This is a genomic window from Micrococcus sp. KRD070, from assembly GCF_017168435.1.
GTDB classification, from domain to species: domain Bacteria; phylum Actinomycetota; class Actinomycetes; order Actinomycetales; family Micrococcaceae; genus Micrococcus; species Micrococcus luteus.
This window is the reverse complement of record NZ_JABFNH010000025.1, coordinates 1-21536: the sequence shown is the minus strand read 5'-3', so window position 1 is coordinate 21536 and position 21536 is coordinate 1. Positions and strand designations below refer to the sequence as shown.

The 21536-nt window shown below is 73.3% G+C and carries 23 protein-coding genes and 1 pseudogene; 7 read left to right on the top strand and 17 right to left on the bottom strand.

The features are described 5' to 3' along the window. Nucleotides 1-123: 123 nt before the first annotated feature. The 4 genes from J1M38_RS11085 to J1M38_RS11070 all read right to left on the bottom strand — a co-directional run bounded on the left by J1M38_RS11085 (nucleotide 124) and on the right by J1M38_RS11070 (nucleotide 3739). The gene (locus J1M38_RS11085; RefSeq protein ID WP_036315583.1) at nucleotides 124-651 is read right to left on the bottom strand and encodes a hypothetical protein; all 528 of its coding nucleotides are present in this window, start codon (nucleotides 649-651) and stop codon (nucleotides 124-126) included. 11 nt (nucleotides 652-662) lie between these two features. Further along, the gene (locus tag J1M38_RS11080; protein ID WP_044659356.1) at nucleotides 663-1253 is read right to left on the bottom strand and encodes a DinB family protein; all 591 of its coding nucleotides are present in this window, start codon (nucleotides 1251-1253) and stop codon (nucleotides 663-665) included. Between the two features lie 98 nt (nucleotides 1254-1351). Beyond that, on the bottom strand, nucleotides 1352-2896 hold the full coding sequence (locus tag J1M38_RS11075; RefSeq protein ID WP_044659357.1) for a sodium:alanine symporter family protein: 1545 nt from the start codon (nucleotides 2894-2896) through the stop codon (nucleotides 1352-1354). A gap of 138 nt (nucleotides 2897-3034) precedes the next feature. Further along, nucleotides 3035-3739, bottom strand: a complete 705-nt coding sequence (locus J1M38_RS11070) for a hypothetical protein (RefSeq protein WP_044659358.1) — start codon at nucleotides 3737-3739, stop codon at nucleotides 3035-3037. Between the two features lie 167 nt (nucleotides 3740-3906). Here J1M38_RS11070 and J1M38_RS11065 point away from each other — a divergent pair, with 167 nt between their 5' ends. Together J1M38_RS11065 and J1M38_RS11060 are read left to right on the top strand one after the other, a co-directional pair. Beyond that, a complete protein-coding gene (locus J1M38_RS11065) occupies nucleotides 3907-5034 on the top strand; it encodes a YeeE/YedE family protein (protein WP_044659359.1) in 1128 nt (375 codons plus the stop codon). A 52-nt stretch (nucleotides 5035-5086) separates the two neighbouring features. Next, nucleotides 5087-5314, top strand: coding sequence for a sulfurtransferase TusA family protein (locus J1M38_RS11060; RefSeq protein WP_002855519.1), 228 nt, complete (start codon nucleotides 5087-5089; stop codon nucleotides 5312-5314). A 43-nt stretch (nucleotides 5315-5357) separates the two neighbouring features. Here the strand turns inward: J1M38_RS11060 and J1M38_RS11055 are convergent, their stop codons facing one another. Beyond that, complete coding sequence (locus J1M38_RS11055) at nucleotides 5358-6419, bottom strand: zinc-binding dehydrogenase (protein ID WP_044659360.1); 1062 nt, start codon at nucleotides 6417-6419, stop codon at nucleotides 5358-5360. Between the two features lie 265 nt (nucleotides 6420-6684). On the opposite strand from J1M38_RS11055, the gene J1M38_RS11050 reads away from it, so the two are divergent. Together J1M38_RS11050 and J1M38_RS11045 are read left to right on the top strand one after the other, a co-directional pair. Then, a complete protein-coding gene (locus J1M38_RS11050) occupies nucleotides 6685-8187 on the top strand; it encodes a long-chain fatty acid--CoA ligase (protein ID WP_044659361.1) in 1503 nt (500 codons plus the stop codon). A 41-nt stretch (nucleotides 8188-8228) separates the two neighbouring features. After that, nucleotides 8229-8951 carry a DUF6226 family protein gene (locus J1M38_RS11045; RefSeq protein WP_044659362.1) on the top strand — a complete coding sequence of 241 codons (723 nt, stop codon included), beginning with the start codon at nucleotides 8229-8231 and terminating at the stop codon, nucleotides 8949-8951. A 28-nt stretch (nucleotides 8952-8979) separates the two neighbouring features. On the opposite strand, the gene J1M38_RS11040 is transcribed toward J1M38_RS11045, so the two are convergent. The 11 genes and pseudogenes from J1M38_RS11040 to J1M38_RS10990 all read right to left on the bottom strand — a co-directional run. Continuing rightward, nucleotides 8980-9732, bottom strand: coding sequence for a metal-dependent hydrolase (locus tag J1M38_RS11040; RefSeq protein WP_044659363.1), 753 nt, complete (start codon nucleotides 9730-9732; stop codon nucleotides 8980-8982). Nucleotides 9733-9909: 177 nt separating this feature from the next. After that, nucleotides 9910-10644, bottom strand: a complete 735-nt coding sequence (locus J1M38_RS11035) for an LrgB family protein (protein ID WP_044659364.1) — start codon at nucleotides 10642-10644, stop codon at nucleotides 9910-9912. Continuing rightward, on the bottom strand, nucleotides 10641-11003 hold the full coding sequence (locus J1M38_RS11030; RefSeq protein WP_036315546.1) for a CidA/LrgA family protein: 363 nt from the start codon (nucleotides 11001-11003) through the stop codon (nucleotides 10641-10643). The genes J1M38_RS11035 and J1M38_RS11030 overlap by 4 nt, the downstream gene beginning before the upstream one ends. Further along, complete coding sequence (locus J1M38_RS11025; RefSeq protein ID WP_041104849.1) at nucleotides 11000-11707, bottom strand: GntR family transcriptional regulator; 708 nt, start codon at nucleotides 11705-11707, stop codon at nucleotides 11000-11002. The genes J1M38_RS11030 and J1M38_RS11025 overlap by 4 nt, the downstream gene beginning before the upstream one ends. Before the next feature lie 268 nt (nucleotides 11708-11975). Further along, a complete protein-coding gene (locus J1M38_RS11020; RefSeq protein ID WP_052833440.1) occupies nucleotides 11976-12986 on the bottom strand; it encodes a GIY-YIG nuclease family protein in 1011 nt (336 codons plus the stop codon). Between the two features lie 102 nt (nucleotides 12987-13088). Beyond that, nucleotides 13089-13244: a hypothetical protein gene (locus J1M38_RS11015; RefSeq protein ID WP_155643142.1), complete on the bottom strand. Its 156-nt coding sequence runs from the start codon at nucleotides 13242-13244 to the stop codon at nucleotides 13089-13091. 33 nt (nucleotides 13245-13277) lie between these two features. Continuing rightward, entirely contained in the window at nucleotides 13278-14144 is an 867-nt protein-coding gene (locus J1M38_RS11010) for a hypothetical protein (protein ID WP_131661463.1), read from the bottom strand. A 43-nt stretch (nucleotides 14145-14187) separates the two neighbouring features. Beyond that, nucleotides 14188-14784 carry a DinB family protein gene (locus tag J1M38_RS11005; protein ID WP_044659366.1) on the bottom strand — a complete coding sequence of 199 codons (597 nt, stop codon included), beginning with the start codon at nucleotides 14782-14784 and terminating at the stop codon, nucleotides 14188-14190. A 23-nt stretch (nucleotides 14785-14807) separates the two neighbouring features. After that, nucleotides 14808-15149, bottom strand: a complete 342-nt coding sequence (locus J1M38_RS11000; protein WP_049147456.1) for an alpha/beta fold hydrolase — start codon at nucleotides 15147-15149, stop codon at nucleotides 14808-14810. Nucleotides 15150-15369: 220 nt separating this feature from the next. Next, nucleotides 15370-16590, bottom strand: coding sequence for a Fic family protein (locus J1M38_RS10995; protein ID WP_060973983.1), 1221 nt, complete (start codon nucleotides 16588-16590; stop codon nucleotides 15370-15372). Next, nucleotides 16587-16934, bottom strand: a pseudogene (locus tag J1M38_RS10990) (GNAT family N-acetyltransferase); the annotation flags it as partial. The pseudogene J1M38_RS10990 and the gene J1M38_RS10995, both read right to left, overlap by 4 nt. 110 nt (nucleotides 16935-17044) lie before the next feature. Here J1M38_RS10990 and J1M38_RS12285 point away from each other — a divergent pair. After that, nucleotides 17045-18187 carry a GNAT family N-acetyltransferase gene (locus J1M38_RS12285; protein ID WP_044659368.1) on the top strand — a complete coding sequence of 381 codons (1143 nt, stop codon included), beginning with the start codon at nucleotides 17045-17047 and terminating at the stop codon, nucleotides 18185-18187. 65 nt (nucleotides 18188-18252) lie between these two features. Here J1M38_RS12285 and J1M38_RS10980 read toward each other — a convergent pair whose 3' ends face one another. Beyond that, entirely contained in the window at nucleotides 18253-18702 is a 450-nt protein-coding gene (locus tag J1M38_RS10980) for a hypothetical protein (protein WP_044659369.1), read from the bottom strand. Nucleotides 18703-18994: 292 nt separating this feature from the next. Between J1M38_RS10980 and J1M38_RS10975 the strand changes: the two genes are divergently transcribed. Together J1M38_RS10975 and J1M38_RS10970 are read left to right on the top strand one after the other, a co-directional pair. Then, entirely contained in the window at nucleotides 18995-20770 is a 1776-nt protein-coding gene (locus tag J1M38_RS10975) for a glycerol-3-phosphate dehydrogenase/oxidase (protein ID WP_044659370.1), read from the top strand. After that, entirely contained in the window at nucleotides 20748-21470 is a 723-nt protein-coding gene (locus J1M38_RS10970; RefSeq protein WP_010079813.1) for an MIP/aquaporin family protein, read from the top strand. The genes J1M38_RS10975 and J1M38_RS10970 overlap by 23 nt, the downstream gene beginning before the upstream one ends. The last annotated feature ends 66 nt before the right edge of the window (nucleotides 21471-21536 follow it).

Below are 21536 nucleotides of genomic sequence, written 5' to 3'. Positions count from 1 at the left end.
CTCCCCGCTGCCCCCTCCCCACCGCTTTGCGGGCCGAATGCGACGCTCCCGTGCCCGATTCAGGGGCTCATCCGTCGGATTCGGCCCACAAAGTGCTCGGCCGGGCCGCCCGGTGCCGGCCGGTCACCAGAGCAGCTGGTCCCCGCGGATCTGCGTCTGGAGTCCGTCGATGCGCCCGAGCACGGAGACCTGCAGCAGGGCTGGCCAGGCGTGCACCACGAGCCCCAGGGCCACCGCGACCACGCCCCAGACCGGATGCCCGACGGCCGCCAGCGCCACGCCCGCCACCGCGTGCAGACCCGCGGAGGCGGCGTGGCTGACGAGGGAGCCCACGGCGGCGGTGCGGATGCGCCGCAGGTCGGCCCGGCCGGTGATGCGGCGGCTGATGGCCGCGTTCCAGCCGACGGCGCCCAGCTGCCGGGAGAGCCAGTCGGTGCGGACCCGGCGGGCGAGATCGCGCCAGCGCGTGTCCCGCCTCCACGGCCGGTCCACGAGCTGCCGCGAGGGCTCCCCGTAGAACGGGCCGAACCCGAAGGTCCCCACCGTGAGCACGCCGACGAACAGCCCCGGCGCCGTCGGCGCCATCAGCACGAAGGCGGACATCAGGGCGGCGACGGTGAGGGCCAGACCGGCGAGCGAGCGGGGAGTCATCACCGCGGACGCTAGCGCACCGGGCCCGCACCCCGGGCGATCCCCTCGAGCCGCCGCACGTGCGCGGCCCACCGCTCGGCGTCCCAGCCGGGCAGGTTGTCCCCGGGGCCGCGCAGGCCGGCCTGCCCGTCGATCCCCTCGCGCAGGATGTCGGCGTGGCCGGCATGGCGGGCCGCGTCGAGGGCCACGTGGGAGAGGATCTGCGCCAGAGTCACCTCGGCCAGGTGCGCGGGCCACCAGGGGACCCGCCCCCGCGCGTCGAGGACGAGGGCCTCGATGGTCGCGTCCGCGTGCGCGAAGCATCGCCGCGCGTAGTCGAGGACGTCCTCGAGGGTCTCGTCCTCGGCGGCGAACAGGTCCGCGCCGTTCTCCTCGCCCACCCCCGGCGCGTCCCAGGGCAGGGGGATGCCGGCGGGGCGGCCGAAGACCTCGCCGAAGTACTCGAGCTCGCACGTGGCCGCGTGCTTGAGCAGGCCCAGCAGGTTGGTGCCGGTGGGGGTGCGGGGCAGGCGGACCTCCCGCTCGGGCAGGCCGTCCAGCTTCGCGAAGAGGGCGTCGCGCTGCCGGCGCAGCCCCTGATGGAGGATCTCCTTGTGGTCCATGGGGTGAGCCTGCCGGGATTCAGGCCGCGCGGACGGCCCTGGCCCGTGGCCCGACGTCGTCGCGGACGTCCGGCGCCCCGGGCCGCCGTCGTCGGTCCTCAGCCCTCCCGGCGCGGGACCACGGTGATGGCCCGGGTGTCCGGGGCGGTGTCCGCGACGTGGTCCATGGCCTCGTCCACGTCCCCGGTGCGCTCGTAGGCCGCGTGGATCTGCTCCCACAGGCGGGCGTTGCGGACGCCGATCGCCGCCGGATCCAGCACGGGGTCCTGGCCCGCTCGGCGCTGGCGGTCGTAGTCCTTGAACAGCCGGATGGCCACGGGGCTCAGCAGGATGAGTGCCACGATGTTCACCCACGTGTAGAGGCCGACGCCGAAGTCGGCGAACGCCCACACGAGGGCCGAGCTCTGCACGGACCCGAACACCATGGAGCCGGCCAGCATCAGCCGGGCGATCGCGATGACCGCGCGCTGCGCCGTCTTGTTCGGGATGAGGTAGGCGACATTCGTCTCCGCGTAGAACGCGAAGGAGAGCAGGGTGGTGAAGGAGAAGAGGAAGACGGCAATCGCCACGAAGGACGGGCCGAAGGCGGGCAGTGCCTCGTCGATGGCGATCTGGACCCACGCCGGGCCCTCCTCGACGCCGGGCACGTGCTCCGCGAGCAGACTCTCCCCGTCCGGGCCCAGCACGTTGAAGCTGTTCGTGGCGAGGATCATCAGGCCGGTCATGGTGCAGACGAACAGGGTGTCCACGTAGGCGGAGAACGCCTGGGCCAGGCCCTGCTTCACGGGGTGGGAGACGTGGGCGGCCGCCGAGGCCTGGGCGCCCGAACCGGTGCCGATCTCGGTGGAGTACACGGCACGGCGCACGCCCCACGCGACGGCGGCACCGAGGATGCCGCCGTAGACCGAGTCCAGGCCCAGCGCGCTGGAGAAGATCAGCCCGAACATCGCGGGGACCTGCTGCCACATGAGCCCGACGACGAGCAGCCCCACCAGGATGTACGCGCCGGCCATGAACGGGACCACGAGGCCCACCGTGCGGCCCAGGCGGTGCATGCCGCCGAACACGATCACGCAGAACAGCACGGCCATCCCGAGACCCACCCACAGCGGATCCCAACCCCATGCCTCGGTCGTGGCGGCGGTGACGGCGTTGGCCTGGATCTGCGGGCCGGTGAAGACCGTCGCGAACACGGTGGCCGCGGCGTACGCGACCGCCAGCCACCGCCAGTTCCGGCCGAGCCCCTCGAGGATGTAGTACGCGGGCCCGCCGCGGTACTCGCCGCGGACCTTGTGCTTGTAGAGCTGCGCCAGCGAGCTCTCCACGAGCGCCACGGGGGCGCCGAGGATCGCCGTCACCCACATCCAGAACAGCGCGCCCGGGCCGCCCAGGTAGATCGCGGCCGCGACGCCCGCGATGTTGCCGACCCCGATGCGCCCGCCCAGGGCCATGGCGAACGACTGGAACGAGCTGATCCCCGCCGACGACGATCCTCCCCTGACCAGCTGGCCCACCATGTCCTTGAGCAGCCGCACCTGGGGAGCCGCCATGCGGATCGTGAAGTACAGGCCCAGGGCGAGGAGCCCGACGACCATGGGCAGGCTCCACATGATCGAGTTGGCGGCGGTGACGAACTGCTCCATGGTCACTTCCCAGGTCGCGGACAGGATCCGTGCACTCCATCACATTCGGGCCACCCCGGGCACCCCTGAGCCCCCGGGGGTCCGCGCGGGACCGGCAGGGTCGGCCGGCCAGACACGCCGTGCCGCCCCCGCACCGGCTCACCCCTGCCCCGCTCCCGCCTCCTCCCGCACTGTCACCGCCAGCTCGATGTGTCCGGCCTCCGGGTCCGCGAGGATCTGGCGGATCTCCGGCGCGGCACCGGCGTCCTCCATGTCGAACGCGTCCATGAGCCCCAGCAGATCCGGATGGGGCAGCGCGCCGCCGGGGGCGTCGTCGAGCAGGTCGACCTCGCCCGTGTCGGCCCGCACGTCCACGTACCGCTCCACGCGGCGCGGCAGCGTCCCGGCCACCACCTCGTGCCCGTCGACCCTGAGACCCGCGGGAGCCGGGCCGCTCAGCGGGACGGCCAGGACGGTCTCCACGACGTCGGCGGCGCCCGGCACCGGACGCAGCGCCGTCCACAGCGGCCCGGCGGGTGCCGACCCCGCCTCCGCGAGTGCCTGGAACAGCGTCGCGAAGGCGGCGTTCGCGCGCTCGGTGGTCGACTCCTCACCGGCCTCGTCCAGGGCCACCCGCTGCACGACGCCGGCCCACGGCGTCGGCCCGACCGTGCGCTCCGCCACGGGGCCGGGACGGGCGGGGCCGCCGTCGTCGTCGGGATCCGGGGCCGCGTAGACACCGGCGACCGCGAGCGCGAGCGCGCGGTCCTCGAGGTCGCGGCGGCGTCGCAGCTCGGCCGCGTGCGCCTTCGCGCTCAGTCCGGTGGCGAGGGCGAACTCGCCGACGGTCATCAGGGGGCTCATGGGGCGACCTCTCTCTCAGGTGATCCCAGCGTGGGCGTTCCCCCAAGGGGAGGGTCAAGCGTCGCCCACGGCGCCGCCGCGCGCCGTCCCCGGCACAGCTCTGCGACTGTTACCCCGCGCGTCCTGCGCGGCGCGCGGGCCCGGCCGCACACTGTCTCATGGCAGGCATGATCATCACCGGACTCCTCCTCGGCCTCGTCCTGGGCTTCGTGTTCCAGCGCGGACGCTTCTGCGTCACGGGCGCCTTCCGTGACCTGTTCACCATCCGGTCCACCCGCTGGCTCACCGCGTTCATGGTGATCGTGGCCGTCCAGTCGGTGGGCGTGTTCGCCCTCGACGCGCTCGGCGTGATCACCCTGGAGGCGGAGACGTTCCCGTGGCTCGGCACGATCATCGGCGGCCTGATCTTCGGCTTCTCGATCGTGCTCGCGGGCGGCTGTGCCACCGGCACGTACTACCGCGCGGGCGAGGGCCTCGTGGGCTCGTGGTTCGCGCTGATCTTCTACATCGTGGGCGCCACCGCGTTCCGCAAGGGCCCGCTGGCCGGCACCACCGAGGCCGTCCGCTCCGTCGAGACGCAGACGGGTTCGTTCCAGCAGCTCACGGGGCTGTCCCCGTGGGTGTTCGTGGCGCTGCTCGTGGCCGGCGTCGGCCTGGCCGTGCGTCATCACCTGCGCCGCGAGGCGGCCATGACCCGCTTCCGCCTGCCCGCCGCCAAGACCGGCCTCGCGCACGTGCTCACCGAGAAGGCGTGGCACCCGTTCGTCACCGCCGCGATCATCGGCGTGCTGGCGATCCTCGCGTGGCCGCTCTCCTGGGCGACCGGCCGCGAGTCCGGCCTGGGCATCACCGGCCCGTCCGCGAACATCGGCGCGTTCATCGGCACGGGCGAACTCGAGCTCGTGGACTGGGGCGTGCTGATGGTGACGGGCCTGCTGATCGGCTCGTTCATCGCCGCGAAGGCCTCCGGCGAGTTCCGCGTCCGCGTTCCCGACGCGCAGACCACCGTCCGCTCGATCATCGGCGGCCTCGGCATGGGCTGGGGCGCGGCGTGGGCCGGCGGCTGCACCATCGGCAACGCGATGGTGAACACCGCGACCTTCAGCTTCCAGGGCTGGACCGCCCTCGTGTTCATGGTGCTGGGCACCGGCCTGGCGGCCAAGCTCTTCATCCTCAACCACCGCGGCAAGGGCACGACGCCGGCCCCCACCTCCGGCTCTGGCCTCACCTCGGCCGAGGGCGCGGCGGCGGACGCCGGGGCGGCCCGCCCCGTGAAGCTCACGCCGATCGGCTGAGCCGACCCGCCCACGAACGACCTCTGACCACCGACACCAAGGAGAGAACATCATGGCGAAGCACCTGCTCGAGACCGACGGCCAGGTCTGCCCCTTCCCGCTCGTGGAGGCCAACCAGGCGATGCAGCAGATCCCCTCCGGGGACGAGCTCGTGATCGACTTCGACTGCACCCAGGCCACCGACTCCCTGCCCCGCTGGGCCGCGGAGAACGGCCACGAGGTCACCGACTTCGTGAAGCGCGGCGCCGCGGAGTGGACGATCACCGTGAAGAAGGGCTGAGGGGCGGAGGAGCCCCTCGGCACCTCCGCACTCCGCAGGGGGCTCAGACCTCCAGCAGCACCTTGATCTCGCGGCGCTCGTCCATGGCCTGGTACGCCTCGGCGGCGTCGTCGAGCGGCATGCGCGCGGTGAACACGCGGCCGGGCTGGATCTCGCCGGACTGGATGCGCTCGATCAGCTCGGGTAGGAAGCGGCGGACGGGGGCGGGCCCGCCCTCGAGGTGGATCTCCCGGGCGAAGAGGTCGGAGCCGTCGAGGGTCTGGTCGTGGGAGACGCCCACGAACCCGACGTACCCGCCGGGGCGCACCGAGGCCAGGGCCTGGTCCATGGAGCCCTGCGTGCCGACGGCCTCGCACACCCCGTGCGCGCCGTAGCCGCCGGTGAGCTCGCGCACCTGGGCGGCGCCCTCCTCGCCGCGCTCGGCGATCACGACGTCCGCGCCGAACTCACGGGCGAGCGCGGCCCGATCCTCATGGCGGGAGAACACGATGACCTGCTCCGCGCCGAGGGTCTTGGCGGCCAGGACGGCGCACAGGCCGACGGCGCCGTCGCCGACCACGGCGATGGTCTTGCCGGGGCCGGCCTGCGCGGCGACGGCGGCGTACCAGCCGGTGCCGAGCACATCCGAGGCGGCGAGGTAGTCGGCCAGGCGGTCCGGGTCCGAGGGCTCACCCCCGGGCACCTTCACGAGGGAGCCGTCCGCGAGCTCGACACGCATGTACTGCGCCTGGCTGCCCGTGTACTCGCCGGCGTTGACGCAGCGGGACTGGTAGCCGGCCTGGCAGATCTCGCACGTGTTGTCCGAGAGCATGAACGAGCCGATCACGAAGTCACCGACCTCGAGGGTGGCGACGTCCTCGCCCTTCTCCACGATCGTGCCGACGTACTCGTGGCCCATGCGCCGGTGGTCGACGTCGTTGTGACCGCGGTAGGGCCACAGGTCCGAGCCGCACACGCACGCGGCGGCCAGCTTCAGGACGACGTCCGTGGGCTGAGCGACGCGCGGGGTGTCCACCTCCTCCACGACGACGTCGCCCGGCGCGCGCATGACGACGGCCTTCATCGTCTCGGGGATGGCAGGGGTGGCGGGGGTCTGTGCGGTCATGGTCTGTCCTCCGGTCTGGCCCGGCGGTCCGGGCGGCGGTGTGCGGGGACCAGTCTTGCGCCCCTGAGCCGTGGAGACGACACATCGACGTCGCAGGCGGGGCCGGTGGATGACCGCGCGCCAGCGACATCACCGCCGGGCAGAACCGCGGTGATGTCGCTGGCGTGAGGTCCGCCGACACACCCCGCTCGGCTCACAGCGAACGAGCACCGCCGGGCGTTACGCTGTGGTTCCCATCACATCCGACTCCCCTCGGAGGCCCGTCGTGACCCTCACCCTGCCCGCCCGCCTCGAGCGCACCGCCGCCGAGCACCCGAACTCCACCGCCCTGATCCTCGGCGAGAACCGCATGACGTACGCCGAGCTGCAGGACCAGTCCCAGCGTCTGGCCGGGCTCATGCGGCAGGAGGGCATCGGCCCCGGGGACCGCGTGGCGCTCATGGTGCCGAACATCCCGGCGTTCCCGGTGGTGTTCTTCGCGGCCCTGCAGCTGGGCGCCGTCGTCGTCCCGATGAACCCGCTGTTCAAGCGCCGCGAGATCGAGTACTACCTGGAGGACTCGGGCGCGTCGATGCTGTGGTCCGTGCCGTCCGAGGAAGCCGTGGAGGGCGCCCGCGAGCGCGGTGTGCCGCTGCGCACCCTCGGCGAGGACGGCCTCGCCCCGCACCTCGCGGCGAGCCCCGGCCCGGTGACCGAGACCGTCGAGCGGGACCTCGAGGACGACGCCGTCATCCTCTACACCTCCGGCACCACCGGCCGCCCCAAGGGCGCCCAGCTGACCCACCGGAACATGGGCACCAACGCGGACACCGCGGCGGAGACGCTGATCCAGCTCCAGCACGGGGAGACCGTGCTCGGCTGCCTGCCGCTGTTCCACGTCTTCGGCCTCACGTGCGCGCTCATGGCGCCCGTGACGACGGGCGCCAGCCTGGCGTTGATCCCCCGCTTCGATCCCGCCGTGGCCGCGCAGACCGTCCGGGAGTGCGCGGTGGACGTGTTCATCGGCGTGCCCACCATGTACGGGGCCGTGCTGGCCGCGGCCAAGGACCATCCGGAGGACCTGGCCAGCCTGCGCCTGGGCGTCTCCGGCGGATCGGCCCTGCCCGTGGAGCTGCTGCGCCGCTTCGAGGCCACCTTCGACTGCGAGATCCTCGAGGGCTACGGCCTGTCCGAGACCTCCCCGGTGGCGTGCTTCAACCATCCGGGTGAGGAGCATCAGCCGGGCTCGATCGGACGCGCCGTCCGCGGGTGCGAACTGCAGCTGGTGACGCCGGACGGGGCCGTGGTGCCCGAGGGCGATGAGGAGACCCTGGGCGAGGTGTGGATCCGCGGGGAGAACGTGATGAAGGGCTACTGGGGCAAGCCGGAGGCCACCGCCCAGGCCATCACCGAGGACGGCTGGTTCCGCTCCGGCGACCTCGCCCGGCGCGATGCCGCGGGCAACTACTACATCGTGGACCGCACGAAGGACATGATCCTGCGCGGCGGGCTCAACGTGTACCCGCGCGAGATCGAGGAGGTGCTCTACGAGCACCCGGCCGTCGCGGAGGCCGCCGTGGTGGGGGTGCCCCACCCGGAGCTCGGCCAGGAGGTCGCCGCGCACGTGGTGCTCGCCCCCGGTGCGCACGCCACGGAGGAGGAGCTGATCCAGCACGTGAAGTCCCAGGTGGCGCCCTACAAGTACCCGCGCACCGTGACCGTGCGGGACGGGCTGCCCAAGACCGCCACCGGCAAGATCCTCAAGCGGGAACTGACGCCGGCGGAGTGAGCGGGGTGACCGCCCGGGCCGGACACACGGGTGAGCCTCCCATGACGACCCTGCCGCGTCTGCGGGCGGAGGTGGCCCGGCGGTACGCCGCCCTCGACCTGCCCGCCTGGCCTGCCCCGCACCCGGACGGCGCCCCGCCTCGGGAGGAGGAGTACTCCCGGGTGACCGACCCGCAGCGGTATCGGATCGCGGGCGCCCGGGCCCGCGTGTGGGCCGAGGTGCTCGCGGAGGCGGGCGCCGTCGTCGTGCCGGACCCGGTGCGTGGCATCCCGCTCGACGAGGCCGGGCGCGCCGACCTGGCGGCCCCCGTGGACCGGGCGCTGCGGGTGGCGCCGCCGGCCTGCGTCGACGGCGCCTCCCCCTGGTGGCTGCTGGAGACGGACGTGCCCCAGGACGACGACGGCGGCGTCCTGCCGGTGCTCCGGGTGGCGGTCGGTGCCCCGGGGCAGGTGCACGCGCTGCTCCCGGACTGCGGATGCGACGCCTGCGACCCCGGGTCGGATGAGCTGCTCGAGGCCGTGGACCAGGCGGTCGTGCACGCGGTCGGGACGGGGGTGAGCCTGCGGGGCCGTCATGGGCTGCGGCGCCGGGACTGGCACGTGCACTGGCGCGAGGACGGCACGGCCGAGGCGCTGGGCCGGGTCCCGGGGTGGTCGTTCGAGGCGCTCACGGACGCCTGCCGGGACCTGGCCGCCGGCGGCCGCCCGAGGCTGCCCCGCGGGACCGAGGCGACCGTGCGGGCGGGGTGGCTCCCGGAGGCGTGAGGGGGCGGCGGTGGCCGGGTGCCGCCGCTCAGAACAGTGCCGCCACCCCCCGAGCGGCGAGCGGGACGAGCCGCACGGCCCGCACCACGGTGAACGCGGTGACCACCGAGACGAGCGCCCACTCCCGCCAGGACCCGGTCCGGCCGAGCAGGGGAAGCCGGAACCGTCCGGAGGACTGCCACCACCACAGGCGCGCGGGAGGCTCCGGGCTGAGCGGCCAGAGCAGGGCCACCCCGTTGTTGGTGAGGGCGTCGCCGAGGATGTGCACGCTCACGCCGACGGCCACGGAGGCGGGGATCCACCACAGCCCGTCGCTGAGGACGGTCGCCGACACCGCGACCAGGATGCCGAGTGCCCACGCGGCCCTCCATCCCCGGTTCGGGAGCAGTCGGAGGGCCTTGGCGGCCACGGCCGCCAGGAACGCGGCGATGACCCCCTGCCCCGGTGTGTAGACGTGCCCCGCGATCGGCACCTGGATGGAGGCGGCCGCCGTCGCGACGGCGGTGAACGCCGCGATCCCCACCAGCGAGTGTGTGCCGCGCCGATGCCCGCCGGCCACGTGGCGGATGCCGCGGCTCAGCCACTCGGTCAGGGGCGGCAGGGCGTGGACGACGGTGGCGCGGGGGTGGTCCCAGTCGCTGATCATGGCCGCGCCGGCGGTGGTCACGGCGCCGAGCAGCTGGAGCTCGGCGGGCAGGTGCAGCACGGCGATCGGCGACTGCCAGTGCGTGAGCGCCAGCCAGGCCGCGGCGCCGGTGGCCGCGTGGGACGGGCCCATCATGGGTGGGGTCCTCTCGTTCGCAGGACCGGGCCGCGTCACTGCGCCTGCGAGGGCCGGCGGGCGGCCCGCGGGGAAGGAAGAGGACCAGGGTGGCAGGCGGGGCGGACACGGTAAGGCGGCCGCCGCGGCCGGAGCGGGTCGAGGCGGCTGCCCGGCCGGGGGCGGCCGCCCGGCCCCTCACCCCGTCATCGCCAGCACCAGCGGGGCCAGCAGGGCGGTGAGCACACCGGAGCAGGCCATGGCGAGGGCGGAGAACGCACCGGTCTTCGGCCCCTCAGCGAGGGCGCGGGCGGTGCCGATGCCGTGGGAGCTCACGCCGATGGCCAGACCGCGCACGCGGGGGTCGCGCACGCGCAGCCGGTCGAGCACCCAGGGGGCGAACACGGCGCCGAGCACGCCGGTGAGCACGGGGAGCACGGCGGCGAGGGAGACGATCCCGCCGCCGGCGTCGGCCACCGCCATGGCGATCGGCGTCGTCGCGGACTTGGGGGCGAACGTGGCGGCCAGCGCGGCGTCCCCGCCCATCGCCCGCACGATCAGCACGGCGCTCACCATGGCGGTCAGCGAGCCGACGGTGACCCCGACGGCGACCGGCAGGAGCAGCTTCCGGATGTCAGGGCCGGCCCGGTAGAGGGGGACGGCGAGGGCCACGGTGGCGGGGCCCAGCAGGAAGGTGAGGTAACTGCCGCCGATCATGTAGGTCTCGTAGTCGATGCCGGTCAGGGCCAGGAACGCGGCCACCAGCACGATCGTCACGAGCACGGGCGTGAGCAGGGCGGTCTGCCGGGCGGCGAGCCACAGACGGCGGGAGAGCACGGCGACGGCGAGGGTCAGCGCGATGCCGAACAGCGGTGTGTGCAGGAGCGCGTCCCAGGCCTCGGCGAGGGAGTCGGTGAGTTCGGCGGCGTTCACTGTGCGTCCTCCTTGTCCGTGAGGCGGCGGGCGAGCGGGGCGGCGACGCCGGCGGTGACCACCAGCCCCAGCAGCCAGGGCACCACGAAGCCGACCAGCATCAGCGCCCGGTGTTCCTCGATGAGGCCCAGCACCGCGACGACGCCGACGCCCGCCGGGACGAACAGCAGCGGCAGGTGCTGGAGCAGGTGATGGCTCGCCGTCATCACCGGCGCGTCCTCGGCCGGCCGGCGCCACGCGAGCAGGCCGAGCAGCAGGAGCATGCCCAGCACGGCCCCGGGGATCGGCAGGTGCAGCGTGTCGGCCACGAGCGTGCCCGCCAGCTGGCAGAGCAGCAGGATCAGCAGGCCCTCGATCATCGGGGTTCACCTGCCTCGGACGGGCCCACTGGCGGCAGGCCGGGGACGACGCCGCTCCCCGCGGCGTCGAGGTGCGCCTGCAGGGCGCGCTGGGCGTCTGCGGCGCGCCCGGCGGCCAGCTGGGCGCAGATCTCGGCGTGCCCATCGAGGAGGCGGCGGGCGGCGTCGACGGATCCGCCGGTGGCGGCGTGGATCAGGCGTGCCAGGCGGGGGGCGAAGGTGCGCACGACCTCGTCGAAGGCGGCGTTGCCGCACGTGGCGATCACGTCCCGGTGGAAGCGCACGTCCAGCGCGGAGAAGGCAGCGAGGTCGCCGGCGTCCAGGGCGGCGCGCTGCTGCTCCAGGTTGGCGGTGAGCGTGGCGACGAGGGGCCCGACGGCGTCGGGCCGCGCGGCGACCGTGGCGAGGGCGGTGGACTCGAGGAGGCCGCGCAGGGCCGTGAGGTCGGCCACGCTCTGCGGCGTGAGGGCCTGCACGGCCGCGCCCTTCTTGGGGAGGAGCCGCACCAGGCCCCAGCGCTCGAGCTGGAGGAGGGCCTCCCGGGCCGGCGTCCGGGAGATGCCGGCCTCCGTGGAGAGCTGGACCTCGGTGAGCATCTCCCCCGCGGCGATCTCACCGCGGACGATGCGCCAGGCGACGTCGTGGGCCAGGCGGCCGGCAGCCGTGGCACGACTGCCCCATAAGGGGTCGGAGAGTGGAGTCATGCGGGCCAGAGTAATCGGATGCATGCATGGATGTATGCATTGTGTCGGACTCGGAAGGGGTCCGGGTGGGGAGGCGCCCATGATGCCGGCGCCCACCCTCGCCCCATGACCGTCGCCATCACCCGTCTCGACCCCGCCGGCGCGGACCGCGCGGAGCTCATTGCGCTGCTCACCGGCAACACGTGGCCCTTCCCTGTGCGCCCCACGTCACCCGGCCGGTGGCGAAGGAGGCCATCGAGGACGGCGGCAGGCACCACACACTGTCGGGTCACCAGCTCCCGATGTAGTCCTCCGGGCCGAGGAGACCCCGGGTGTCCGCCCAGGCTCCCCAGCGGTCGAGGAGGAGGGGGATGGCCTGGTCCTCCCACCAGGGCAGATGGACGAGGCCCTGACTCATGCCTCCGCGGTTGAACCGCTCCACATTGACCTTGTCCTCGTCGTAAGGCTCGGCCCCCTCGAGGGAGCGATCGAGCGCATCGCGCAGGAGCCGGCCGAGTTCATACTCACTGGTGGGCATGGGGGTGTCGTCGAGCCGTTCAGCGAGCTCCTCCCAGAGACCGATGCTTCCCCGCAGCCCGTACTGGCGGGGGCGGCGGCGGCGGAACAAGTCGCCGACGGTCGCGCGCGCCGACGAATGGACTTCCACCACGTCCACATCGCGCTTCGCCTGCTCCGCCATGGCCGTGCGGGCTTTCCGGATGCGCTGGCGGAGCAGCTGTGCTTCGGGGCTGGTGCCGCCGTAGATGAGGTTCAACGGCGGGGTGTGCGTGTCGATCACAGGCTTCTCGATGCCCCCGAGCGGTGTCACTTCCGCGAACCCGGCGGGCGCCTGCCACACACGGACGGCGAGGTGACGGCGCATCCAGGTGGTCAGCTGCTCGCCGCTCTCCGGGGTGAGGGAGAATCGACCCGCGGAGGCGACGGCGACTGGCTCCAGGTCCAGCCGATCCACCAGGAGTGCGGCCAGAGTGCGGCGCAGAGTGGAGTGCGCGGTGCCGCCGCCCGCGAAATGCTTGCGTTCCAGGCGGGCCCGCAGGCTGCCCTCGGCCTTGCCGATGTAAAGCACATCGCTTCGACTGACAGACGTGTCCAATCGCAGCTCGGCTCGCGCCGCGTCAGGATCCTGCGCGACAACCGCGTACAGCCCGGTCGAATCCGGCATGACCTCGCCGCCACGCCCACCAATGACCACACCGCCGTCCTCGACGCGTGCGAACAGCTGGGGACTGTTCTGCAGAGCATGGGAAGCGGCCACGATGAGCCCCGCCTTGGTGGTCATGCCAATGTCCTCTCTTCGTCCGGGACATCTACCCCGGCTACGCCTCGAGCCTACGGAGGGCCCTGGACACGGTAGGCGCCCTTGCGATGGATCGCTGAGCCCTCACCGCGCCAAGATCCACCGGTCCTCTGGGCCGAAATTGTGGAGGTCGTCGCAGACGAAGCCGCGTAGCCACGGGACGTGGTCCACGACGCGCCGGTACAGGCCGCGGTGCACGCCGGACTCGTCGCCGATCAGCTGCTCAGCGGACACGTTCATCTCGACGCCAACCGCGCACAGGCGGGCGGGGCTTCACGCCTCGTCGGGCGCCCGGTCCTCCGCGTCGGCGATGACGTCCTCCAGAGCCTGCAGGTGGGGCTCGGCGTCGTCCCCGGCGCCCAGGTCGGCCAGCGCGAGGCGGAGGGCCTCGAGCAGCTCGCCGGCCTCCGGGTCCGCGGCGGCGGAACTCCAGCTCGCCCGCCAGGGCTCCTGGGTGGCGTCCTGCTGCTGGAGGAAGATGAGCCGCTCGACGTCGTCGGCCGGGATCTTGAGTTCCTCACCCCACGCCTGCATGGTCGTGACGTACGTCCGGTACCTGTCGGGGTAGGTCCAGCCGCCGCCGATCCGGACGTCGACGTCCTTCACATGCTCGGCGAACCAGGCGCGCACCACGGAGTCGAGGACGGGGGCGATGTCGGACTCCCGGTGGGCCTTGGTGAGGAAGTAGAGGTACTTGGTGCCGAAGGCCGCGCCGAGGTGCTTGAGGCAGCCGACCCCGCTCTTGCGCTGCTGCCGGATGTGCTCGAAGGCCGCGGGCCCGCCCTGCTCGAGGGTGATGCGGGTGACGTCGGCGAGCTGCTCCTCAAACCCGGGCTGCGCCATGATGCGCTCCACCCGGGAGGGGCCGTAGCCGACCCGTCCGTATCCCCACACCATCGCGGCGATGAAGGCGTCCCGCTGCACGGCGCGGTCCTCGGCGGTCACCTTCGCGGCGTAGCCGGTGACGACGGCGCGGGTCAGCGGCTCACACTCGAGGCAGGCGGGCAGGTCGGGCACGTGGGCCGTCCAGTGATCGAAGGACCAGCGCGTGGGCTCGTCGGCGGGCCTGCCGGCGGCAGCCCACGCATCGAATGAGCGCTGGAGGGCAGGGGGTACGGCGGCAGCGGGAGTACTCGTCATGGCCACACCGTAGGCCAAGGACCGGCACGGGAGGCATGTGCCTTCAGTTCCGGCCCGGCCCGCCACTCCCCTCCGCGATGGCGGTCAGACGGTCCACGTGGGCGGCCCAGCGGTCGGCGTCCCACGGGGGCAGGTTGTTCCCCGGGGCGCGCAGGCCGGCCTGCCCGTCGATCTGCTCCCGCAGGATGTCCGCGTGGCCGGCGTGCCGGGCCTCGTCCAGGGCGACGTGCGCAATGATCTGCGCGAGCGTCACCTCCGCCTTGTCGTCGGGCCACCACGCCACCCGCCCGGGGGCGTCGGCGCCGAGGGCCGTGATGGTCGCGTCCGCGTGGGCGAAGCAACGGCGGGCGAACTCGAGGACGTCCTCGAGGGACTCACCCTCGGCGGCGAACATGTCCACGTTGTCCTCCTCCGGCTGCCCCGCCGCCGCCCAGGGCAGCTGCACCTCGGCGGGGCGGCCGAACGTCTCGCCGAAGTACTCCAGCTCGACGACGGCGGCGTGCTTGACCAGTCCCAGCAGGTTGGTGCCGGTGGGAGTGCGCGGCAGGCGGGCGTCGCGCTCGCTGAGGCCCTCGAGCTTCTGGAGGAGGGCCGCACGCTGGCGGCGCAGCCCGTCGTGGAGGATCTGCTTGTGGTCCATGGGGGGATCCTGCCCCAGATCAGTCAGGCCGCGAACCCCCGCACGAGCTCAGCCACCCGCTCCGGCGCGTCCAGGTGCACGTCGTGCCCCGCGCCGGGCACCTGCACGTGCCGCACATCCGGGCGCCGACGCCGCATCTCGTCCAGCTCTCCGGCGGGCACGTACCCGTTCTCCCCGGTGATCAGCAGGGTTGGCGCGGCGATCTGCCCCCATTCCTCCCACCGGGGCCGCTCGTGGACGGGCCGCAGGGCGGCCTCCAGCACGTCGACGTCGAAGCGTGGCACCCAGCCGGCGTCGACGTCCCGGGTGGAGCGCGGGGAGGGCGCGATTGCGGGCGGCCCCGCCCCTGACTGGCCGTTGCGCACCGCGCGCCTGACGCTGCGCCCACCCCGGGAGGACGACCTCGGCTGGCCCTGCCGGATCGGTGTCTCTGGTGGTGGGGAACGTGGGCATGCCCGTGGGGACGTGATCCTGTGGCTGACGGACCGCGAGTCATCCCGCGGGCCTCACCTCGTGTGTTCGCCTGACCATGGCCGGGACACTACACGCGGCATGAGGCTGGTCAGCCCGGTAGTCCACACCCGGTCAACCCCGCCGGCCCGCACGCGCGGCGAACTCGTCCAGACAGGCGAGCACCTCGGTGGCCAGCCACACCCGGTTCCGACGCTGGCTGGAGACCGGCTGCAGCACACCGGCCTCGACAAGCTGGTCCACGGCCCGCTGGGCGGCCGGGCGCGAGACACCCAGCACCTGGGCCAGGTGGTCCACGGTCACGGCGGGTTGCGCGATGATCACCGCGAGCGCCCGCCAGACCGCCGCGTCCCGCCGGGCGGTGAGCCGCTCGCGCCAGCCGGTCAGGGCCTCGTCCAGGTCCGCGACGAGCTCTCGGCCGTTGCCGACGGCGGCCAGGGCGGCCTGCGCGAAGCGGCGCACGATGGGCGCGGGGTCGCCGTCGCGGTAGGCGGTGAGGGCGTCGAAGTATCCGGCCGTGTCCGTGAGGAGTCCCGCGGAGAGGGGCACCCCCATACGGGTGATCGCGCCGGCCCGATGCAACACGGCGTGCACGAGGACGCGCCCGGTGCGGCCGTTGCCGTCCGCGAACGGGTGGATGGTCTCGAACTGGGCGTGCGCGATGGCGGCCTGCACGAGGGCGGGCACGTCCGTGCGGCGCAGGTAGGCGAAGAGATCGTCCATCCCGGCACGCAGGCGCTCCGGGTGGGGCGGGACGAACTGCGCCGTGTGCGGCGTGGGCACCCCGCCCCCGATCCACCCCTGCGCATCGCGGTAGGCGCCCGGCCGGGCATGCTCCTGACCGTCCATGAGGGCACGATGGGCGGCCAGCAGGGCGGGCTCGTCGAGGTCGGCGGCCAGCCGGGAAGCAGCGCCCATGGCCCTCACGTTCGCCGCCACGAGCGTTGCGTTCGGGCGGGTGCGTTCGCCGAGAGTCGCCAGGGCGAGGGCTCGCGCGCCCGCGGTGATGTGCTCGATCTGCGAGGAGGACGCGGACTCAGTGCGCAGGAGCACCGCGTCGATCGGGGCGATCTCGCCGGTGAGCCCCGGGAGGGCGTGGCTGATCTCAGCATCGAAGCGCACGACGGCGGCCGTCGCCTCCTCGACCTCGGTCGCCAGATCAGAGGGCAGGTCGAGCCCGAGTCGGGCGATGCGGGCCGGGAGCGCGGCTCGATACGGGCCCGAGGCGCGCACGCGAGCGCTGCGGGAGCGCAGCCCGGCGTCATCCGGGCCCGCGGCCCAGGGGCGCTCTTCCCAGCCGACGGCCCACGGGGTCGGGCGCGGATCGTTGCTCATGCCGCCACCTTACGCAACGTTATGTCTAGAGAGTTGCGTACTTCTGGGCGTCGTGAGGTGGAAAGCCGTCTGCCCCGGGCCCGATGCTCCGAGGCGAGCATCGCGTAAGTGACGCCGTCCACCCAGCCGCGGGTGCGGTGCAGTGACTCCTCCTTGAAGGTGCCCTCGTGGCGCAGGCCGACCTTCTCCATCACGCGCAGGATGGGCGCGTTGTCCGCGAAGGCGTGAGCCTCCACGGGTCGGACGCCGAGGCCTGCGAAGGCGAGGTCCAACAGGGCACAGGCCAGCTCGGTGGCGCGGCCCCGGCCGGCGTGGGCCTGGGCTATGGTCCAGCCGATCTCGGCCTGCGCGTCCCGGGCTTCCTCGCGCGGTGCGCCGCGAGGTCGAGGAGGGGCGTGGCCATGGGGTCACGGCAACGGGCGGCGGTGACGTCCCCTCCCCTACTCTCGGCCCCATGGACGTCACCTTCACTCCACTCGACCCGGCAGGCGCCGACCGGGACGCGCTCGTCGCCCTGCTCACCGAGAACGCGTGGCCGTTCCACACGCGCCCGCGCGTCACCCGGCCGGAGGCGGAGAAGGCCGTCGATGGCGGCGCCTGGGAGGATGAGGACCACCGCACCTTCTGGATCGAGCATCCCGAGCACGGCCGCGTCGGCGTGGTGCGCCTGGAGGACCTCACGGACCCCACCCCCTTGTTCGACCTGCGCGTGGCGGAGCGGTTCCGCGGGCGCGGGCTCGGCGCGCAGATCCTCACCGCGCTCACCCGGCGCGTCTTCGAGACGATGCCCGCGGTGGACCGCTTCGAGGGCCAGACCCGCGAGGACAACGTCCCCATGCTGCGCACCTTCCGCCGGGCCGGCTGGGTCAAGGAGGCGCACTACCGGCGCGGCTGGCCCGTGGACGGCGGCGAGCCGCTCGCGTCCGTGGCCTACGCAATGTTGCGCCAGGACTGGGCGTCCGGCACGACGACGCCGGTCCCCGCCGACGTCGACGCCCCGCCTCCGGTGGGGCGCAAGGAGGGCGCGGCTGCGGGCGGCCGCGCCCCTGACTGGCCGTTGCCCACCGCGCGGCTGACGCTGCGGCCGCACCGGGAGGACGACTTCGGCTGGCTGCAGGAGATGTACACGCAGCCCGAGGTGGTGCGCCACCTGCTGGACGAGCCCTGGGACGAGGCGACCGCGCGGGCGAAGCTGGCCAAGCGGATCACGTGGGACGACCTCGGCGGCCCGTCCGGGGCGGCGTCCCTGGTGGTGGAGCACGCGGGCGTCCCCGTGGGTGACGTGATCCTGTGGCTGACGGACCGCGAGCGCGGTGTCGCGGAGATCGGCTGGGCACTGGATCCGCGACATGCCGGTCAAGGCTTCGCCCGGGAGGCCGCGGCTGCGCTGCTGGACCTGGGGTTCGAGACGTCTGGCCTGCACCGGGTAGTGGCACAGATGGATGCCCGCAACACGGCGTCCGCCCGACTGGCCGAGATGCTCGGGATGCGTCGAGAGGCACACCACCGGCAGGACCTGTGGAGCAAGGGCGAGTGGACGGACACCCTCGTCTACGCGATGCTCGCGAGCGACCGGGGGGTGAGGGGCCATCTATGACGACGAACGGACTTCTACGCTCACCCCATGCAGCTCGAGACCGTGAGGGGGTGGACTCGCGAGGCTCACCAGGTGTGCGGACCGAGGTCCTCGAGGATCTCCAGGTCGAGAGGCCACTCGTCAGGGCGGGGAGTCTCGGGGAGCACCGGCTCGTAGGCGCCGACGTAGACGACCTCCCCCAAGCCGAGGCCGGTGGCCTCCTCTGGCTCAAGGATCGTCAGGTCAGCGTGGCCGGGGACGCGGTCGATCTCGGCGAGCCGCCCCGAGGGCCACACCTCGTGTGCCGCCCTCACCACGGCCCGCACACGACGCAACGGGATCGACCCGGCGGGGCTGCCGTCGTCGTGATGGGTGACGACCCAGCCTGCAGAGGCCAGGGGCCCAGCCTGACTCACTCCCCGGGAGGGCAGCAGGATCAGCTCGTGGACTTCCCCCACGGCGATCGGGTCACCGCAGCATTCCTGCTCCCAGTCCGAGAGCGAGGCGCGGCCGACGGCGCCGACGGTGATGTCCATGGTCGGAGTGTAGGGGCGAGGCCTCACCCGTGGGCGCGCGTCACCCGGGGCGCTCCGCCCTCGTTCCAGCGGAACAGGGTGAGGTGCCACAGCCCGGGGACCGTGCGAGACGGGCCACCTCCACGCGCACCGACGTGGCCCTGTGCGAGCGGCTCGGGTTCCGCGAGACCGTACCCGGCGCGTGGGCACCCGCGACCCGGGAGTGACATCATGGACCTCGGCTCGCGCTGATACTGGGTATCGTGAGCCACGCCACTACACTGTGCTTCCACTGATAAAGGAGCAACCCCCCATGCCGACCCTGCGAACCGTCCCCCTCTCCGCCGCCACGCGGGAGGACCACCTCGCCCGCCTCCGGGCCACCAGCCCGGAGGCCCCCCTCGACATCCTGGTCGTGGGCGGCGGCTCCACCGGCGTGGGCGCCGCGTTCGACGCGGCCACCCGCGGCCTCGACGTGGGCATCGTCGAGGCCCGCGACTGGGCCTCCGGGACCTCGTCCCGCTCCTCCCGCCTCATGCACGGTGGCCTGCGCTACCTCGAGATGCTGGACGTCAAGCTGGTGTACGAGGCGCTGCGGGAGCGCGACCTGCTGCTCACCCAGACCGCGCCCCACCTGGTGCGTCCCCTGCGCTTCGTCTTCCCGTTCTTCCACAAGGTGATCGACCGCGGCTTCATCGGCGCCGGCGTCACCATGTACGACGCCATGCAGTCGCTCGGCCGCCGCCGCGCGATGGGCGCGCACCGCCATCTCAGCCGCCGCTCCATGGCCGCGACCTTCCCCTCCCTCGACGACGAGAAGATCGTCGGCGCGGTGGAGTACGCCGACGCCCAGTTCGACGACGCCCGCCTGGCCATGATGCTCGTGCGATCCGCCGTGGACCACGGCGCCGTGGCCGCCAACTACACCGCCGTCACCGGCTACCTGCGCGGCGACGACGGCCGTGTGCAGGGCGTGCGTGTCCGCGAGGAGACCTCCGGCGAGGAGTTCGACGTGCACGCGCGCGCCGTCATCCTGGCCGGGGGCGTGTGGACCCAGGAGCAGCAGGAGCTGGCCGGGGCCGACGGCGGCCTCGAGGTGCTCGCCTCCAAGGGCGCCCACATCACCGTCCCGCGCGACCGCATCCGCGCCGACGCCGCCACCGGCGTGATCACCAAGACGGAGAAGTCCGTGCTGTTCCTCATCCCGTGGGACGAGTACTGGGTGATCGGCACCACGGACACCCCGTGGGCGGAGGACGTGGCCCATCCGGCCACCACCGCGGACGACATCGACTACATCCTCGAGCACGCCAACGCGGTGCTGAAGGAGGACCTCACGCGAGACGACGTGATCGCCACGTACGCCGGCCTGCGCCCGCTCCTGCAGCCGGTCACCGGATCCGACGGCGGCTCCACCAAGATCTCCCGTGAGCACACCGTCACCGAGGTGGCCCCCGGCCTCACCGCCGTGGCCGGCGGCAAGTGGACCACGTACCGGGCCATGGCCGAGGACGTCGTGGACTTCGTGGTGCGCGAGACCCACCCGACCCGTCCCAGCCTCACCGAGCACATCCCCGTGCTCGGCGGCCTCGGCTACTCGGAGATCGAGGCGGAGGCGGACCGCATCGCCGCCGACTACGGCCTGGACGAGGCCCGCGTGGACCGGCTCCTGTTCCGCTACGGCACCGTGCTGCGCCACGTGCTCGACCTGATCGACGCCGACCCGTCCCTGAGCGTCCCTCTCGCCGAGGCGCCGCGCTACCTGCGCGCCGAGATCGTCCACGCCGCCCGGGCCGAGGGCGTCGTCCACCTGGACGACGTCATCGAGCGCCGCACGCGCCTGTCCACCGAGGTCCGTGACCGCGGCGTCGCGGCGGCCGCGGAGATCGCGTCCCTCGTGGCCCCCGAGCTGGGCTGGGATGAAGAGCGCATCGCCGGTGAGATCCGGGCGTACAAGGACCTCGTCGCCGCCCGCCTCCGCGGCGAGACCGCCCACGACGACGTCACCGCCGCCGCCGCGCTCGCAGCTGCCGACGCCGCCCCCGTCCACGGAAAGGAGCCCGTCCATGGGCACGATCTTCCTGCATGAGATCGCCGGCACGGCCATCCTCCTCCTGCTCGGCGTCGGCGTCGTCGCCAACGTCGTCCTGACGAAGACCAAGGGCAACGGCGGAGGCTGGCTGCTCATCAGCTTCGGCTGGGGGCTGGGCGTCTTCGCGGGCGTCTACGTCGCTGCCGCGACCGGTGCGCACCTGAACCCCGCCGTGACCGTCGGCCTGCTCGTCAGCGGCGCCGAGGAGTACGCCCCCGGCATCGCCGTGACCCTCGGCACCACGCTCGCGTACTTCGCGGCGCAGCTGATCGGCGCCTTCCTCGGCGCGGCCCTGGCCTGGCTGGCCTACCGCGACCACTACCAGGCGGAGACGGACCAGGGCGCGATCCTGGGCACGTTCGCCACAGGTCCCGAGATCCGCAACCCGCTGTGGAACATGGTCACCGAGGTGATCGCCACGTTCGTCCTGGTGTTCGTGATCCTGCTCTTCGGCTCCACCCCCTCCGGGCTCGGCCCGCTCGCGGTGGCCCTGCTCGTCGTCGCGATCGGCGCGAGCCTGGGCGGCCCCACGGGGTACGCCATCAACCCGGCGCGCGACCTGGGCCCCCGCCTGTTCCACGCTGTCGCGCCGATCCGGCACAAGGGCGGCTCGGACTGGGGTTACGCCTGGGTGCCGATCGTCGGCCCGCTCGTCGGCGCCGTCCTGGCCGGCCTCGCCGCGCCTCTGTTCGTCTGAGCGGTCTGCCCGTCCAACCCCGGCGGGCACGTTCCCCGTCGGGAACGTGCCCGCCACCCCCACACC

Bases quoted from the DNA above. Each gene is read 5' to 3' on its own strand.
- J1M38_RS11085 (WP_036315583.1), bottom strand. From the start codon at position 651: ATGACTCCCCGCTCGCTCGCCGGTCTGGCCCTCACCGTCGCCGCCCTG.
- J1M38_RS11080 (WP_044659356.1), bottom strand. From the start codon at position 1,253: ATGGACCACAAGGAGATCCTCCATCAGGGGCTGCGCCGGCAGCGCGAC.
- J1M38_RS11075 (WP_044659357.1), bottom strand. From the start codon at position 2,896: ATGGAGCAGTTCGTCACCGCCGCCAACTCGATCATGTGGAGCCTGCCC.
- J1M38_RS11070 (WP_044659358.1), bottom strand. From the start codon at position 3,739: ATGAGCCCCCTGATGACCGTCGGCGAGTTCGCCCTCGCCACCGGACTG.
- J1M38_RS11065 (WP_044659359.1), top strand. From the start codon at position 3,907: ATGATCATCACCGGACTCCTCCTCGGCCTCGTCCTGGGCTTCGTGTTC.
- J1M38_RS11060 (WP_002855519.1), top strand. From the start codon at position 5,087: ATGGCGAAGCACCTGCTCGAGACCGACGGCCAGGTCTGCCCCTTCCCG.
- J1M38_RS11055 (WP_044659360.1), bottom strand. From the start codon at position 6,419: ATGACCGCACAGACCCCCGCCACCCCTGCCATCCCCGAGACGATGAAG.
- J1M38_RS11045 (WP_044659362.1), top strand. From the start codon at position 8,229: ATGACGACCCTGCCGCGTCTGCGGGCGGAGGTGGCCCGGCGGTACGCC.
- J1M38_RS11040 (WP_044659363.1), bottom strand. From the start codon at position 9,732: ATGATGGGCCCGTCCCACGCGGCCACCGGCGCCGCGGCCTGGCTGGCG.
- J1M38_RS11030 (WP_036315546.1), bottom strand. From the start codon at position 11,003: ATGATCGAGGGCCTGCTGATCCTGCTGCTCTGCCAGCTGGCGGGCACG.
- J1M38_RS11025 (WP_041104849.1), bottom strand. From the start codon at position 11,707: ATGACTCCACTCTCCGACCCCTTATGGGGCAGTCGTGCCACGGCTGCC.
- J1M38_RS11020 (WP_052833440.1), bottom strand. From the start codon at position 12,986: ATGACCACCAAGGCGGGGCTCATCGTGGCCGCTTCCCATGCTCTGCAG.
- J1M38_RS11015 (WP_155643142.1), bottom strand. From the start codon at position 13,244: ATGAACGTGTCCGCTGAGCAGCTGATCGGCGACGAGTCCGGCGTGCAC.
- J1M38_RS11010 (WP_131661463.1), bottom strand. From the start codon at position 14,144: ATGACGAGTACTCCCGCTGCCGCCGTACCCCCTGCCCTCCAGCGCTCA.
- J1M38_RS11005 (WP_044659366.1), bottom strand. From the start codon at position 14,784: ATGGACCACAAGCAGATCCTCCACGACGGGCTGCGCCGCCAGCGTGCG.
- J1M38_RS10995 (WP_060973983.1), bottom strand. From the start codon at position 16,590: ATGAGCAACGATCCGCGCCCGACCCCGTGGGCCGTCGGCTGGGAAGAG.
- J1M38_RS12285 (WP_044659368.1), top strand. From the start codon at position 17,045: ATGGACGTCACCTTCACTCCACTCGACCCGGCAGGCGCCGACCGGGAC.
- J1M38_RS10980 (WP_044659369.1), bottom strand. From the start codon at position 18,702: ATGGACATCACCGTCGGCGCCGTCGGCCGCGCCTCGCTCTCGGACTGG.
- J1M38_RS10975 (WP_044659370.1), top strand. From the start codon at position 18,995: ATGCCGACCCTGCGAACCGTCCCCCTCTCCGCCGCCACGCGGGAGGAC.
- J1M38_RS10970 (WP_010079813.1), top strand. From the start codon at position 20,748: ATGGGCACGATCTTCCTGCATGAGATCGCCGGCACGGCCATCCTCCTC.